The 13,424-nt window shown below is 77.2% G+C and carries 14 protein-coding genes; 5 read left to right on the top strand and 9 right to left on the bottom strand.

Annotated elements, in window-relative coordinates; translation table 11 throughout:
- Nucleotide 1: 1 nt before the first annotated feature.
- The 7 genes from KRAD_RS15000 to KRAD_RS14970 all read right to left on the bottom strand — a co-directional run bounded on the left by KRAD_RS15000 (nucleotide 2) and on the right by KRAD_RS14970 (nucleotide 4,559).
- Nucleotides 2–448, bottom strand: coding sequence for a pilus assembly protein TadG-related protein (locus KRAD_RS15000; RefSeq protein ID WP_012086471.1), 447 nt, complete (start codon nucleotides 446–448; stop codon nucleotides 2–4).
- A complete protein-coding gene (locus KRAD_RS14995; protein ID WP_012086470.1) occupies nucleotides 445–891 on the bottom strand; it encodes a TadE family protein in 447 nt (148 codons plus the stop codon). The genes KRAD_RS15000 and KRAD_RS14995 overlap by 4 nt, the downstream gene beginning before the upstream one ends.
- Nucleotides 888–1,289, bottom strand: a complete 402-nt coding sequence (locus KRAD_RS14990) for a TadE/TadG family type IV pilus assembly protein (protein ID WP_041292130.1) — start codon at nucleotides 1,287–1,289, stop codon at nucleotides 888–890. Before KRAD_RS14990 ends, KRAD_RS14995 begins: the two co-directional genes overlap by 4 nt.
- Nucleotides 1,286–1,471, bottom strand: a complete 186-nt coding sequence (locus tag KRAD_RS14985) for a hypothetical protein (RefSeq protein ID WP_049821503.1) — start codon at nucleotides 1,469–1,471, stop codon at nucleotides 1,286–1,288. Before KRAD_RS14985 ends, KRAD_RS14990 begins: the two co-directional genes overlap by 4 nt.
- Before the next feature lie 105 nt (nucleotides 1,472–1,576).
- Nucleotides 1,577–2,464, bottom strand: a complete 888-nt coding sequence (locus tag KRAD_RS14980) for a type II secretion system F family protein (RefSeq protein ID WP_012086468.1) — start codon at nucleotides 2,462–2,464, stop codon at nucleotides 1,577–1,579.
- Nucleotides 2,461–3,321 carry a type II secretion system F family protein gene (locus KRAD_RS14975; RefSeq protein WP_012086467.1) on the bottom strand — a complete coding sequence of 287 codons (861 nt, stop codon included), beginning with the start codon at nucleotides 3,319–3,321 and terminating at the stop codon, nucleotides 2,461–2,463. The genes KRAD_RS14980 and KRAD_RS14975 overlap by 4 nt, the downstream gene beginning before the upstream one ends.
- Nucleotides 3,321–4,559: a TadA family conjugal transfer-associated ATPase gene (locus KRAD_RS14970; protein WP_012086466.1), complete on the bottom strand. Its 1,239-nt coding sequence runs from the start codon at nucleotides 4,557–4,559 to the stop codon at nucleotides 3,321–3,323. The genes KRAD_RS14975 and KRAD_RS14970 overlap by 1 nt, the downstream gene beginning before the upstream one ends.
- 149 nt (nucleotides 4,560–4,708) lie before the next feature.
- Between KRAD_RS14970 and KRAD_RS14965 the strand changes: the two genes are divergently transcribed.
- From KRAD_RS14965 to KRAD_RS14950, 4 genes are all read left to right on the top strand, one after another.
- Complete coding sequence (locus KRAD_RS14965; RefSeq protein ID WP_157873612.1) at nucleotides 4,709–8,761, top strand: FtsK/SpoIIIE domain-containing protein; 4,053 nt, start codon at nucleotides 4,709–4,711, stop codon at nucleotides 8,759–8,761.
- The gene (locus KRAD_RS14960) at nucleotides 8,758–9,264 is read left to right on the top strand and encodes a GNAT family N-acetyltransferase (RefSeq protein ID WP_012086464.1); all 507 of its coding nucleotides are present in this window, start codon (nucleotides 8,758–8,760) and stop codon (nucleotides 9,262–9,264) included. Before KRAD_RS14965 ends, KRAD_RS14960 begins: the two co-directional genes overlap by 4 nt.
- Nucleotides 9,265–9,407: 143 nt before the next feature.
- Nucleotides 9,408–9,794: an ATP-binding protein gene (locus KRAD_RS14955; RefSeq protein WP_049821502.1), complete on the top strand. Its 387-nt coding sequence runs from the start codon at nucleotides 9,408–9,410 to the stop codon at nucleotides 9,792–9,794.
- Complete coding sequence (locus KRAD_RS14950; protein ID WP_012086462.1) at nucleotides 9,791–10,771, top strand: RNA polymerase sigma factor SigF; 981 nt, start codon at nucleotides 9,791–9,793, stop codon at nucleotides 10,769–10,771. The genes KRAD_RS14955 and KRAD_RS14950 overlap by 4 nt, the downstream gene beginning before the upstream one ends.
- Before the next feature lie 24 nt (nucleotides 10,772–10,795).
- On the opposite strand, the gene KRAD_RS24465 is transcribed toward KRAD_RS14950, so the two are convergent.
- Entirely contained in the window at nucleotides 10,796–11,203 is a 408-nt protein-coding gene (locus tag KRAD_RS24465) for a hypothetical protein (protein ID WP_012086461.1), read from the bottom strand.
- Between the two features lie 375 nt (nucleotides 11,204–11,578).
- Between KRAD_RS24465 and KRAD_RS14940 the strand changes: the two genes are divergently transcribed.
- Nucleotides 11,579–11,827 (top strand): WhiB family transcriptional regulator, encoded by a 249-nt coding sequence (locus tag KRAD_RS14940; protein WP_012086460.1) that lies wholly within the window; start codon nucleotides 11,579–11,581, stop codon nucleotides 11,825–11,827.
- Nucleotides 11,828–11,892: 65 nt separating this feature from the next.
- Here KRAD_RS14940 and KRAD_RS14935 read toward each other — a convergent pair whose 3' ends face one another.
- Nucleotides 11,893–13,395: a sensor histidine kinase gene (locus tag KRAD_RS14935; RefSeq protein ID WP_012086459.1), complete on the bottom strand. Its 1,503-nt coding sequence runs from the start codon at nucleotides 13,393–13,395 to the stop codon at nucleotides 11,893–11,895.
- Nucleotides 13,396–13,424 lie beyond the last annotated feature (29 nt).

Here is a 13,424-nt window from a genome sequence, read left to right as displayed (position 1 = left end):
CTCAGCGCAGGTCGGCCACCGCGCGCGAGGTCGCGCTCAGCCCGATCCCGCCCGCGAACGCCTCCGGGACGAACGCCGCGAACACCGGCTGCACCTCCACGGCCAGCACGACGACCGCCGTCCGCCCGTCCGGGGTCCCGGTCCCCTCCGCCACCACGACGCCGGTCAGGTCGCCCTGACCGCCCAGGTAGTCCTGCGCGCTGGCCCGCACCGAGGCGTCGGAGAGCAGCCGCTCGCCGTCGCCGGCGTAGTAGGTCGCCCCGTCCAGGGCGTCGGCGGCGTCGGCGGCCGCGGCGTCGGCCAGGGCGTGGAGGCGCTTGCGCTGCAGGTGGACCGCCGAGGCGGACACGACGACGAGCACCAGGACCAGGGCCAGCAGCCCGAACCCGAGGGAGAGCAGCGCGATCCGGCCCTCGTCGCGCGCCCGTCCCGCCGGCGGCGGCCTCACGGGACGAAGCGGTCCACGACCGCGACCCGGCGCACCTGCACGGGCACCCGCGCGGGGACCGCAGCGGCCAGGAACCCCGGGACGAGCGGCAGGTCCACCTCGACGCGTACGGTGGCGACGACCTCGGCGCCCGGGGAGCGGCAGGGGTCGGCCGCGCACTCCAGCGCCAGGTCCCCCGCGGCGGGGGCGAACCCCTGGTCGGCCAGCGCCAGCGCGACCGCCGCCCGCGCCGCGCTCTCCCCCCGCGGCGCCGCGGCCACGACCCGCGACGCCTCCCGCGCACCGGACTCCGCGGCGAACGTCGCGGCCTGGACCCGGCCGAGGGTGAGGACGAGGTACGCGATCGGGACCAGCAGCAGCACCCCGACGGCGAGGAACTCCACCGCGGCGCTGCCCCCGTCGCTCACCCCGGCCTCCGGCCCGGGGCGCGCGCCGGCGTTCACGCGGCACCCTCGAGCACGGCGTGGCCGCGCAGGTGCAGCCCGCGTCCCACCCCGAGCAGGCCCACGACGGGCAGCGGAGCGACGACGTCGACCTCCACGACGGCCAGCCCGCCGACCTCGACCACGCCCGCCTCGACGTCGCGGGCGAAGCGCGGGGACAACGACGCGGCCAGCAGGTCCCGGCTGCGCTGCGCCCCCAGCTCGGGGGTGTTGCCCCGCAGGGCCCCGAAGCGGGCTCCCTCCCCCGCGCAGTCGGCCGCCGTGGCGCGCACGTGCTGCACGACCGCCAGCTGCACGACCGCGGCGAACAGCAGGGCGAGCAGCCCCGCGACGGCGGCGAACTCCGCGACCGCGGACCCCTCGTCGGCGGCCGCGGCGGTGCGGGGAGAACCCCTCACAGCTGCCCGACGACGGCGTCCATGGCCTGGGTGAACACCGCCTCCAGCCGGGGGCCGGCGATCGCCCACAGGCCCACGACCAACCCGGCCGTCATGATCGTGACCAGGACCCAGCCGGGGACGTCGCCCCGGTCGTCGCCGTGGTCGAGGGCACGGGCGATCCAGCTGCGCACCCGGCGCAGGTCGAGCGTCGACACGTTTCGTCTCCAGGTTCGGTGGGGTGGTCCGGTTCGGTGGTTCGGTTCGGGGGGGATCTCGGGGCTCGCGGGATCCGGGGCACGGGGCGGTCAGCCCAGCTGCAGCTGGGCGAGGCCGGGGAAGACCGCGAACACCACGGTCACGGGCAGGACCCCGAACACGACGGGGACCATCATCTGGACCTCTCGCCGCCCGCCGGTCTCCAGCAGCCGCCGGCGCTCGGCCTCCCGGGCGTCGGCGGCCTGCGCCCGCAGCACCTCGGCCAGCGGGCTGCCGGACTCGACCGCGACGGCGATCCCGTCGACGAGGCGGGTGAAGGGCGCCACGCCCCACCGGCCGGCGAGGTCCACCAGGGCGTCCAGCAGCGGCGTCCCGGTGCGCACCCGCCCCAGGCTGTGCCGCAGCTGCGCGCACAGCGGGCCGGAACCGGCCGAGACCCGCTCCAGGGCCGCGACGACGTTCTCCCCCGCCCCGACGGAGAGCGCGAGCAGCTCCGCGACGTCGGGCAGGTCGGCGGCGATCTCCCCGCGGCGCACCCGCACTCGCCGGGCCAGCAGCTCCCCGCGGGCCAGCGCACCGCCGGCCCCGCCGGACACCAGCAGCGCCAGCACCGCGAGCGGCGGCAGACCCGCCGCGACCCGGGCGAGCAGCACCGCGAGGACCGCTCCGGCCACGGCCCACAGGACCTGCTCCGCGCGGTGCTGGGCCGCCTCGGCCTCGGCGTCGCCGCCGGGGTCGAGGACGGCCAGCCGCTCGGCGACCACCCGCCCGGGGCCCAGCCGCGCCGCGACGGCCGTCCCGGTGCTGCGCAGCGGCTCGCGCCACCAGTCCCCCGCCCGGGGTCCGGCAGCGCGCAGGTAGGGCGCGACCCGGGCGGTGAGGTCGGGCGTGCGGCGCCACGGGGAGAGCAGGACCAGCACCGCCAGTCCCGTCCCCCCGAGCAGCCCGAGCAGGGCCCCGGTACCGACGGGGCTCACGACAGGACCCGCCGGGGGCTGGGCAACCGCCCCAGCCGGCTCATCACCGCGTACGAGCCCGCGGACACCACCGCCCCCGCGCCGAGGACGACCACCCCGGCGCCGGTGTCGAAGGCCTCCAGCGTGCCCGGCCGGGTCGCCAGCAGCGCCAGGACGACCCACGGCGCGGCAACGGCCAGCCGGGCGGCGGACACCGTCCAGCTCTGCCGGGCCAGCAGTTCCCCGCGGGTCCGCTGGTCCTCGCGGAGGTAGCCCGAGAGGGTCCGCAGCGTGGTCCCGAGGTCGCTGCCCCCCACCTGCCGCGTCATCCGCAGGGTGGCCGCCAGCCGGTCGAACACCGGGTCGGCGAGCTCGTCCTGCAACCGCCGCAGCTCGGGTTCGAAGGCGCCGCTGGCGCGGTGGGCGGCGGCGAAGCGGGCGAAGGCGGGACGCGACGACCGCGGGCCCCGCACGGCCAGGGCGCACACCGCCTCCGGCAGCGACGCCCCGGCCCGCACCGCCGAGGCCAGGGTGTCGACCACGTCCGGCCACTGCGCGGCGGCCTCCTGCCGGCGTCGCCGGGCCCGGGAGCGCACGGCGGCCACCGGGAGGACCGCCGCGGCGGTCCCCGCGGCGAGACCCAGGACCAGGACGCGCCCGATCCCCGTCACCGCCACGGCGGACACCAGCCCCGCGAGCAGGCAGGCCAGCGGCAGCGCGGGGGCCGGGACCTCCCGCATCCCCGCGGCGTCGAGGAGTTCGCGCACCCGCGCCCAGGGGGAACGCCGGGCCGTCCGCGACGGCACCCGCTCCCAGCAGGCCCACCAGGCGCAGAACAACCCCACCCCGAGCAGCCCGCCGACCCCGACGCCGCCCATCAGCGCGCCTCCGCGAGCAGCGCGGTCAGGTCGAAACCGGCGCGCGCGAAGCGGTCCCGGTGCGGCGGCCAGCCCGTCGCGCGGACGAGGGCGCCCTCGCGGGTGGTGAACACCTCGGCGGTCTCGACGACACCGCCCTCGCTGCGGCCGGTGACCGCGAGGACCTCGCGCACCCGGCGGCGGCCCCCGCCGTCGAGTTCCGCGTGCACGACCAGGTCCAGGCTCGCCGCCACCGCGGGGACGACGAAACCGCTCGTGACGTTCTCCCCGGCCAGCAGCGGGAGCGTGCACATCTTGGCCACCGCGTCGGCCGCGGAGTTCGCGTGCACCGTCGCCGCGCCGGGCAGGCCGGAGTTCAGGGCGATGAGCAGGTCGAGGCTCTCCTCCTGCCGCACCTCGCCCACCACGAGGCGGTCCGGGCGCATCCGCAGCGCCTCCTTCACCAGCCGGCGCAGGGGGATCTCCCCGCGGCCCTCGAGGTTCGGCTGGCGGCACTGCATCGCGACGACGTCGCGGGCGGAGGGCTGCAGCTCGAAGACCTCCTCGCAGGTGATGACGCGCTGGTGGGCGGGAACGGCGCTCAGCAGGCAGTTCAGCAGCGTCGTCTTCCCGGCCTGCGTCGCTCCCGACACCAGGAGGTTCAACCCGGAGGCGACCGCCGCGGCGAGGAACCGCGCGGCCGGCGCGGTCAGCGACCCCAGTTCCACCAGGTCCTCCAGCCGCCGCGCCCGCGCGACGAACCGGCGCACGTTGACGGCCCAGTGCCGGCGGGTGACGTCGGGGATGACCACGTGGACGCGGGAACCGTCGGGCAGCGACGCGTCCACGAACGGGCTGGAGAGGTCGACCCGGCGGCCGGTGCTGGCCAGCATGCGCTCGACGAGTTCGGCGACGGTGTCCTCGTCGAGGATCGTGGTCGTGAGTTCCGCGACCCCGTGGCGGGCGACGAACACCTTCCCGGGCTCGTTGATCCAGATCTCCTCGACGTCGGGGTCGTCGAAGTACCGTTGCAGCGGACCGAAACCGGAGACGGCGGCCACCACGGTCCGCACCGCGGCGTCCCGGTCCCCCAGCCCGGGCAGCGAGCCGTCGAGGGAACGCAGGTCGTAGTCGAGCACCGCGCCGTCGACCAGGGCGCGCAGTTCCCCGGGTTCGCCGCGGAAGTTCCCGGCGGCGATGCGCCGGCGCACTAGCGCGCGCACCTCGTCCTCGACGATCCGCACCGCGTCCACGGCCACCTCCCCTCCCCGCCCGGTTCCCGTCCCCGGCCCGCCGACGGTAGGGCAGGAGGACGTCGTGGCGTTCGGGTGATGTGGACAACTCCCCGCCGGCCGGGGGTGTGGACGAGGTCCGGTGGCGCCGGGGGGCGCCGTGCCACGATCCGGCGGTGCCGTTCCGGATGACCGTGCTGGGTTCCGACGTGGAGATCGACCTGCCGGTCGACGACCCCGCCGGCACCACCCTGTCGGAGGTGCGGGAACTCCTGGAACCCCTGACCGGTCCCTGGCCGCCGGGGTGGGAGGAGGAGTGGCGCGCCGGCGGGGAACCCGTCGCCGCGGCCGTCCTGGGCCGGCCGCCGCTGCTGGCCGGCGCACTCGTCCCCGGTCCCCTCGCGGCGCCCGCGCCGGCGGGGGTCGCGGTGCGGGTGGTCGCCGGCCCCGCCGCCGGCCGCCTGCTGTCCCTGGGGGCGGGTACCCACCTCGTGGGCCGGCCGGGGGCGGCCTCGGCGCTGGCCCTGGACGACCCGTCGGTGTCGCGGCGGCACGCAGAGGTCACCGTGCACGACGACGGCTCCGTGAGCCTGCGCGACCGCGGGTCCCTGAACGGCACGACGTGGCTGCGCGGCGACGAGCGCGAACCCGTGCGCGACGGGTGCGCGCTGGACCTGCCCGCGCGGGTGGCGGTGGGCGACACGGTGCTCCACCTCGGGCCCCTCCCGCCCCGGCCCGCCAGCGTCCGACCGGACGGGCGCGGGCACCTGCTGCTCAACCGACCGCCGCGCCTGGTCCCGCAGGTCGAGGCGCGGGTCCTGGACTGGCCCGCGGAGCAGCCCGCGCCCGAGCGGCCGGAGCTGCCCGTGCTGGCCCTGCTCGTCCCGCTGGCCGTGGCCGGGGTGCTGGCCCTGGTGTGGAGCCCGCTGTCGCTGCTGCTGGGGCTGGTTTCCCCGCTGCTGGTGGGCGGGCAGTGGTGGACGCAGCGGCGCCGGTGGGCGGCCGGCGCCCTCCGTCGCGGGGCGGAGCTGGCCGCGGCGCGCGACGCGGTGCGGCGCACCCACCGGGAGGCGCTGGCCGCGGAGCACGCGCGCGCCCACGACCTCGCCCCGGACGCCGGCGCGCTGCTGGCGGAGGTGCTGGCCCGCGGGGAGCGGCTGTTCGCCCGCTCCGCGGAGCACCCCGACCACCTGCACTGCCGGCTCGGCCTCGGGGACCGCCCCGCCCTGACCTGCCTCGTCCGCCCCGCACGTGCCGGTGCCGTCGGCACCACCGGCACCGCCGACGGAGGGGCGGAGGCTCCGGACCCGCTGCTGCACGACGTCCCCGTGAACGTCGACCTGACCCGGGGGCCGCTCGGGCTGGCCGGGGACCGTCCCGCCCTGCTGCGCACCGCTCGGCTGCTCCTCGCCCAGGTCGCGGCCTGGCACTCCCCGGCGAGCGTGCGGCTGGCCGTGGCGGGGGACGGGGAGGAGTGGGCCTGGACCCGCTGGCTCCCGCACCTGGACGCCTCGGACGGGACGGCCCTCGACGCGGCGGCCCGCGCGCTCGCGCGACGGCGGGCCACCACCCGCGGCGGGGCCGAGCGGTGGGCGGGCGAGGACCACCTCGTCGTCCTGCTCGACGGGGTGGCGCGGTGGCGCTCGGACCCGCGGCTGGCGGAGCTGCTCGTCGCCGGGGCCCGGCACGGCGTGCACGTGGTCTGCCTCGCGCCGACCGTCTCCGAGCTGCCCGCGGAGTGCCGCTCCGTGGTGGACCTCGCTCCCGCGCCCGCGCGGTCGCACACCGAGCAGGGGTCCGTGGACTTCCGCGCCGACGGGGTGGACGCGAGCTGGGCGGAGGCCGTGGCCCGCGCCCTGGCCCCGCTGCGCGACGCGGGGGGCGCGCGGGCCGCGACCACCCCGGTCGACGTCCGCCTGGGCGACCTCCTCGGTCCCACCGGGCCCGAGGACCTGGCCCGGACGTGGCGGGCCCCCGCCCCCGGGCTCACCGTGGCGCTGGGGGCCGGAGCCGGCGGGACCCGGTCGGTGGACCTGGTGGTCGACGGGCCGCACGCGCTGGTCGCGGGCACGACCGGGTCGGGCAAGTCGGTGCTGCTGCGCACGCTGGTGGCGGGGTTGTGCGCGGGGTTCTCCCCGCAGGCGGTCCAGCTGGTCCTGGTCGACTACAAGGGCGGGGCGGCCTTCGGGCCCTGCACCCGGTTCCCGCACGTGGCCGGGGTGGTCACCGACCTCGACGAGCAGCTGGCCGCGCGGGTCCTGCGCAGCCTGCGCGCCGAGGTCCGCCGCCGCGAGGAGGTGCTCGCCCGCGCCGGCGCGGACGACGTGCGGGACCTGCTCCCGGGCCGGTTGCCCCGGCTCGTGGTGGTGGTGGACGAGTTCCGGGTGCTGTCGCAGGAACTGCCCGACTTCGTCGACGGCCTGGTGCGCCTGGCCGTCGTGGGGCGGTCGCTGGGGGTACACCTCGTGCTGGCGACCCAGCGCCCGGCGGGGGTGGTCAGCCCGGAGATCCGGGCGAACACCAACCTGCGGATCGTCCTGCGGGTGCAGGACCGGGTCGACGCCGAGGACGTGGTGGGCGACCCGGCCCCGGCCGGCTTCAGCGACCGCACCCCCGGCCGGGCCGTCCTGCGGCGCGGCAGCGAGGGGCTGGAGACCTTCCAGGTGGCCCGGCTGTCGGGACCGGCCCGTGAGCGCGGGGTGCGGGTGCGCGCCCCGGGGGCGGGGTCGGCGGCCGGGGAGGTCGACGACCTCCCGCTGCTGGTGGACGCGGTCGTGGCGGCGGCCGCGGGCGGGGAGGTGCCCCCCGCGCCGTGGTCGCCGCCGCTGCCGGGCGTGCTGCCCCCCGACGAGGTGCCCGCCGGTCCGGGGGCGGTGCTGACGTGGGGCCTGCTGGACCGCCCCGACGCCCAGCGCCGGGAGGTCGCCGGCTGGGACCTCGGCGCGGGCGGGCACCTCCTCGTCGTCGGCGGGGTGCGCAGCGGCCGGACGACGCTGCTGCGCCGGCTGGTGACGGCGGCCGGGCGCGGCCCGGGTGCCGCCGAGGTGGAGGTCCACGTGCTGGACGCCGGCGGCGGCCTCGTCGACCTCGCCGGGCGGGGCCGCACGGGGTCGGTGGTGACGGCGGCGGAGGTCTGGCGGGCCGGCCGGCTCCTGCAGCGCCTGCAGGAGGAGGTCGAGCGCCGCCGCGCGCTCGGGGCCGCCCCCGGGGCGGGCGCGCCCCTGGTGGTGCTCGTGGTCGACGGCTGGGAGGCGTGGTCCACGGCGCTGGCGGGGGCCGACCCGAGCGCGGGCCCGGAGGCGCTGCTGCGCCTGCTGCGGGAGGCCTCCGGCGTCGGGTTCCGGGTGGTGGTGGCCGCGGACCGGCAGGCGCTGACCGGCCCGGTCGCGGCCGCGTGCGCTCAGGTGGTGCTGCTGCGCCTGCCCGACCGCACCGACGCGGCCCTGCTGGGGGTGCGGCCGGCGGAGGTCCCCCGCCACGCCCCGCCCGGGCGGGGTCTCCTCGTCGTCGACGGCCGCGGTCACGAGGTCCAGGTGGCCCTGCCGTTCCCGGTCCCCGCACCCGGGGCTCCCGCGCGCCTGGCGGTGGCCCCGCTGCCCGGGCGGGTCGACGACGGGGACGCCGTCGACGCCGTCGTGGGCGTGGGCGGCTCCTCACTCCCCCTGGGACGGGGCGGGGACGCGGCGGAGGTCGTGACCGTCGACCCCGCGGGGACGGTGCTGGTCTGCGGCCCGCCCGGCAGCGGGCGCACGTCGGTGCTGCGGGTCCTGGCCGCGGCCGAGGCCCGGGCGGGGCGGACGGCGTCGTGGGCGCGCGAGGCGCGCCCGGAGGAGCTCGGGGAGGTCCTGGCGGGGGGCGGGCTGGTGCTGGTCGACGACGTCGGACGGCCGCTGCCGCCGGGGGTGGAGGACGTCCTGGTGGCGGCGCTCGCGCGCGGGGGGCCGGTGCGGCTGGTGGTGGCCGGCGACGGGGCGGAGGTGGCCGGCGCCTTCCGCGGCCTGGCCGCGCTGGCGCGCACCGGCGCCCGCACCACCGTCCTGCTGGGGCGCGAGGGGACCGTGCCCGCCGAGGTGGTCTCCCGGCGACCGGTGGCGGCCCCGGGGCGGGGCGTCGGGGCGGGCTTCGTGGTGCGCGGGGGCCGGTGGACGAGCGTGCGCGTGGCGACCGCGGGAGTGGAGCCCGCGGGGGCTGGGACGGGCACGGCGACCTGGCCTACCGTGGTCGTGTGAGCCCCGCCTTCACCCTGCGCACCGCCGGTCCCGCGGACGGGGCGAGCATCGCCGAGCTGGTCCGCGAGCTGGCGGAGTACGAGCGCGAACCGGACGCGGCGACGGCCACCGCCGACGACTTCGCCCGGGCCCTGGCGCCGGGCACGGGCATCGGGTGCGTGCTGGCCGAGGTGGAGACCGACCACGGCGTCGAGGTCGCGGGGATGGCCCTGTGGTACACGACGTTCTCGACCTGGCTGGGGCGGCAGGGCATGTGGTTGGAGGACCTCTTCGTCCGCCCGCAGCACCGGCGGGCCGGGATCGGGCGGGCGTTCTTCGCCGAGCTGGGCCGGGTCTGCGCCGAGCGTGGGTTCGGGCGGCTGGAGTTCTGGGTCCTGGACTGGAACACCTCCGCGCACGACTTCTACCGGGCGCTGGGCGCACGTCCCGAGGAGGACTGGACGGTCTGGCGGGTGGACGGCCGGGGGCTGGACGCCCTGGGCTCCCCCCCGGACCGGATGTGACCCATCGTGGTCAACTGTCTACCGTGAGCATCTACCAAGCTGCCGCGTGCTCCCCGCACCCGGTCTCGAGAGGACGCTGACCCGTGTCGACCCCCACGACCGGTGACCCGGTGGGCGCACCGGCCCCGGACGCGACCACCGACATGGTGGAACTGCGCGTGCCCGCCGACCCGGCGTACCTGACCGTGGTCCGCACCGCGAGCGCCGGTCTGGCCGCCCGCCTGGACCTGACCCTCGACGAGATCGAGGACCTGCGCATCGCCGTCGACGAGGCCTGCACGCTGCTGCTGGGCTCGGCGCCGGGCGAGGACGACCTCGTCGCCACGTTCCGGCTGGGCGAGGGGACCCTCGAGGTGGAGGTCCGCGGTCCGGCGCGCGAACTGCCCGAGCGCTCCAGCTTCGCCTGGGCCGTGCTGGAGGCCCTGGTGGGCGAGGTCTTCACCGGCACCTCCTCGACCGGGGCGTGGATCGTGTTGCGGCACAGCAGGACCAGCGGGGTGGGGGCGAGCCTGGTCGTGGGGGTCGGGTGAACCGGACGCCTCCGCGCCCGCGGGCGCGCGACGTCCCGGTGGCGCGCACCCCGGACCCCGGCGACCCTGGGGTCATCGACCCGCACCGCAGAGCCGACGAGGCCCGGTCGCTGCCGCCGCCGGCGGAGTCCCCCGGGCCGGACCACCTCCTCGCCGACGACGGCCCCGAGACCCCCGCACCCGCCGCGACCGCCGACGCGGAGCCGGCCGGGGCACCTCTCGTGCTGCCCTCCTCCCGCGACGTGGAGGACGCTCCCCTGCTCTCGCGGATGGCGTCGCTGGACCCCGAGGACCCCGAGCGGGCCCGGTTGCGCGAGGAGCTGACCCGGCGCCACCTGCCGCTGGCCGACCACCTGGCCGCCCGCTTCCTGGGGCGGGGGGAACCCCAGGACGACCTGGTGCAGGTCGCGACGATCGGTCTGCTGAAGGCCCTGGACCGCTTCGACCCCTCTCGGGGCGTCCCCTTCGGCGCCTACGCGGTCCCGACGATGCTCGGTGAGATCAAGCGGCACTTCCGCGACCGCGGGTGGGCCATGCGCGTGCCCCGGCGCATCCAGGAGGCGGGACGGGCCCTGGGGGACGCGAGGGAGGCGCTCACCCACGAGCTGGGCCGGGCCCCGACGGTGGCCGAGCTGGCCGAGCGCACCGGGTACGACCCCGAGGACGTGGTCGACGTCCTGGAGTCGGCCAACGCCTACTCCACGCTGCCGCTGGACACCGGGTCGCCGACCTCGCTGGTGGCCTCCCTGGGGGCGGACGACGACGCGCTGCAGAACGTGGAGAACCGCGAGGCCCTGCGGCCGCTGCTGGCCGGGCTGCCGGCGCGGGAGCGGCGGATCCTGGCCCTGCGCTTCGTCCGGGGCATGTCCCAGTCCCAGATCGCCGCCGAGGTGGGCATCTCGCAGATGCACGTGTCCCGCCTGCTCACCCGCACCCTGGCCCAGCTGCGGGAGGGTCTGGGCGACGAGGCGGGCTGAGCCCGGGTCCCCGTCCCACTCGGGTCAGCGCGAGACCTGCGCCGACACCGAGGGCAGGAAGAGCCCGACGAGGACGACCACGGCGGGCAGCACGAGCGCGGCGCCGATCCACGGCGACCCGCCGCTGAACGCGGGGATCCCCGCGGCGAGCTGGAGCAGCTGCCACACCACGACCGGGGAGCGCGCCCACGTCGCGCGCTGCAGCAGCCCCCGGCCGCAGAAGCCGATCGCGACGGCGAAGACGAGGGCGGCGCCGACCATGGCGGCGGCCGCGATCGGGGCCGTCACGTCCCCGCCGAGCAGGCCGCGCAGCAGGTAGGCCGCGGCGGCGACGAGGACGACCGCCTCGAAGAGGACCAGCACCCCGATCAGGGTCAGGAGTGGCGAGCGGCGCGGCAGGGCCGCAGGCTGGTGGACGGGACCGGAGGGCACGGGAGCACGCTACGACCCACCCGCGGTGCCCGCCCCCCCTCGGGGGGACGGCCTCTCGGCGTGTCGTCGAGGCTCGCGGGAAGATCTGGGATTACCGGAAGGGGTCATCCGTGTTACGTCCATGTGACGAAGCTGACACGCTTCCTCCACGAACGGCCCGGCCGTACCCCTTGTGGGAAGCGCCGCGGGATGTGACTCTGGATCCCGAACGCGATCCCCGACACGCGTCGCCCCCTGGTCTCCTGCGGACCAGGGACGCGTGTCCCGGCACCGCCGGCGTTGCCGGTGCTCAGGGATCCCGCGTGTCCCACCTCGTCACGGCGATGAAGACACGCGCGTACTGAGACCGCACACGCTAGAAGGAGTGGAACCCCCATGGACTGGCGCCACCGCGCTGCCTGCCTCGACGAAGACCCCGAACTCTTCTTCCCCATCGGGAACACGGGTCCGGCCATCCTCCAGATCGAAGAGGCCAAGGCCGTCTGCCGTCGTTGCGACGTCGTCGACTCCTGCTTGAAGTGGGCCCTGGAGACCGGTCAGGACGCCGGCGTCTGGGGCGGCATGAGCGAGGACGAGCGCCGCGCGCTCAAGCGGCGCGCCGCCCGCGCCCGTCGCGCGAGCTGACCTCACCCCCAGCCCGCCCAGCAGCCCCCGATCCACGAGGTCGGGGGCTGTTCGGCGTCTGGGCCTCAGTTGCGGACGCTCCCGATCTGCGACGGGTCGCGCCGCACCCGCAGGTCCAGCCGCACCTCGGTGCCCCCGGACCCGCTCGACCCGAACTCCATGCGCCCGCGCAGCTCCCCCGCCACCAGCGACCGCACGATCTGGGTCCCCAGACCGGAGCTGCCGACCTGGAAGTCCTCGGGCAACCCGATCCCGTCGTCGCTGACGACGACCTCCAGCCGGTCGTCGTCGGTGTGCTCCACCTTCACCACGACCGTTCCCGCGCGGTCGGACCCGAACCCGTGCTCCACGGCGTTGGTCACCAGCTCCGTCAGCACCAGCGCCAGCGCCGTCGCGTCCTCCTGACGCAGCTCCCCGAACTTCCCCTCGCGCACGGTGCGGACCCGCTCGGCGTTCTCCATCGCGACCTCGGCGGCCATCATCAGGCAGCGGTCGAGCACCTGGTCGAAGTCGACGTTCTCGTCGATCCCCTGCGACAGGGTCTCGTGCACGGTGGCGATGGTCGAGACGCGGCGCATCGCCTCCTGGAGCGCGGACCGCCCCTCCTCCGACACGATCCGGCGGGCCTGCAGGCGCAGCAGCGCCGCCACCGTCTGCAGGTTGTTCTTCACCCGGTGGTGGACCTCGCGGATGGTGGCGTCCTTCGTCATGAGTTCCCGCTCACGACGGCGCAGCTCGGAGACGTCGCGCACCAGCAGCAGCGCCGCCATCCGGGTCGTCGTCCCGTTCTCCCTGCGCGTCAACGGGATCGCCCGCATGGACAACGTCGCGGCGTCCGTCTCCAGGTCCGTCCGCCACGGAGCGCGACCGGTCACGACCAGCGGTAGCGACTCGTCGACGGGGAGGTGGCTCGCGGCCAGGGAGCTGGAGATCTCGGCCAGGTTCGCGCCGACGAGTTCCCCGATCAGCCCCGCCCGGTGGAACGCCGACAGCGCGTTCGGGCTCGCGTAGGTGACGACCCCCTCCGCGTCCAGGCGCAGCATCCCGTCCCCGACCCTCGGCGCACCGCGGCGCGGGCCGGTGGGCGCCGCGGTCTGCGGGAAGTCCCCGTCGGCGATCATCCGGGTGAGGTCGTCGGCGCACTTGACGTAGTTCAGCTCCAACCGGCTCGGCGTCCGCGAGGTCGCCAGGTTGGTGTGCCGGGCCAGCACGCCCAGGACGACGCCCCCGCGCACGACGGGGATCGTCTCCTCGCGCACCGGGACGTCGTCGTCCCACTCCGGGTCCCGGCCGCGCAGGCTGCGGGCCTCGTCGAAGGTCGTGTCGACCTGCGGGCGGCGACCCCGCTCCAGCACCGCCCCGACGACGTCGTCGTAGTGGACCGTCGGGCCCGTGGTGGGCCGGCAGTGGGCGACGGCGACGAAGTGCTGGCGGTCGGCCGAGGGCACCCAGAGGACGAGGTCGGCGAAGGAGAGGTCGGAGATCAGCTGCCAGTCGCCGACGAGCAACCGCAACCACTCCGCCTCACCACCGTCGACGGCGGTCTCCGAGCGCAGCAGGTCCGACATGGTGGGCACCCCGCGAGCCTACGTCGCGC

The sequence above is a fragment of the Kineococcus radiotolerans SRS30216 = ATCC BAA-149 genome, from assembly GCF_000017305.1.
GTDB lineage: Bacteria > Actinomycetota > Actinomycetes > Actinomycetales > Kineococcaceae > Kineococcus > Kineococcus radiotolerans.
The sequence above is the reverse complement of the archived record's forward strand: the minus strand, read 5'-3'. Positions and strand labels throughout refer to the sequence as shown.

Bases quoted from the DNA above. Each gene is read 5' to 3' on its own strand.
- KRAD_RS14975 (WP_012086467.1), bottom strand. From the start codon at position 3,321: ATGGGCGGCGTCGGGGTCGGCGGGCTGCTCGGGGTGGGGTTGTTCTGC.
- KRAD_RS14955 (WP_049821502.1), top strand. From the start codon at position 9,408: ATGGTGGAACTGCGCGTGCCCGCCGACCCGGCGTACCTGACCGTGGTC.
- KRAD_RS14940 (WP_012086460.1), top strand. From the start codon at position 11,579: ATGGACTGGCGCCACCGCGCTGCCTGCCTCGACGAAGACCCCGAACTC.
- KRAD_RS14935 (WP_012086459.1), bottom strand. From the start codon at position 13,395: ATGTCGGACCTGCTGCGCTCGGAGACCGCCGTCGACGGTGGTGAGGCG.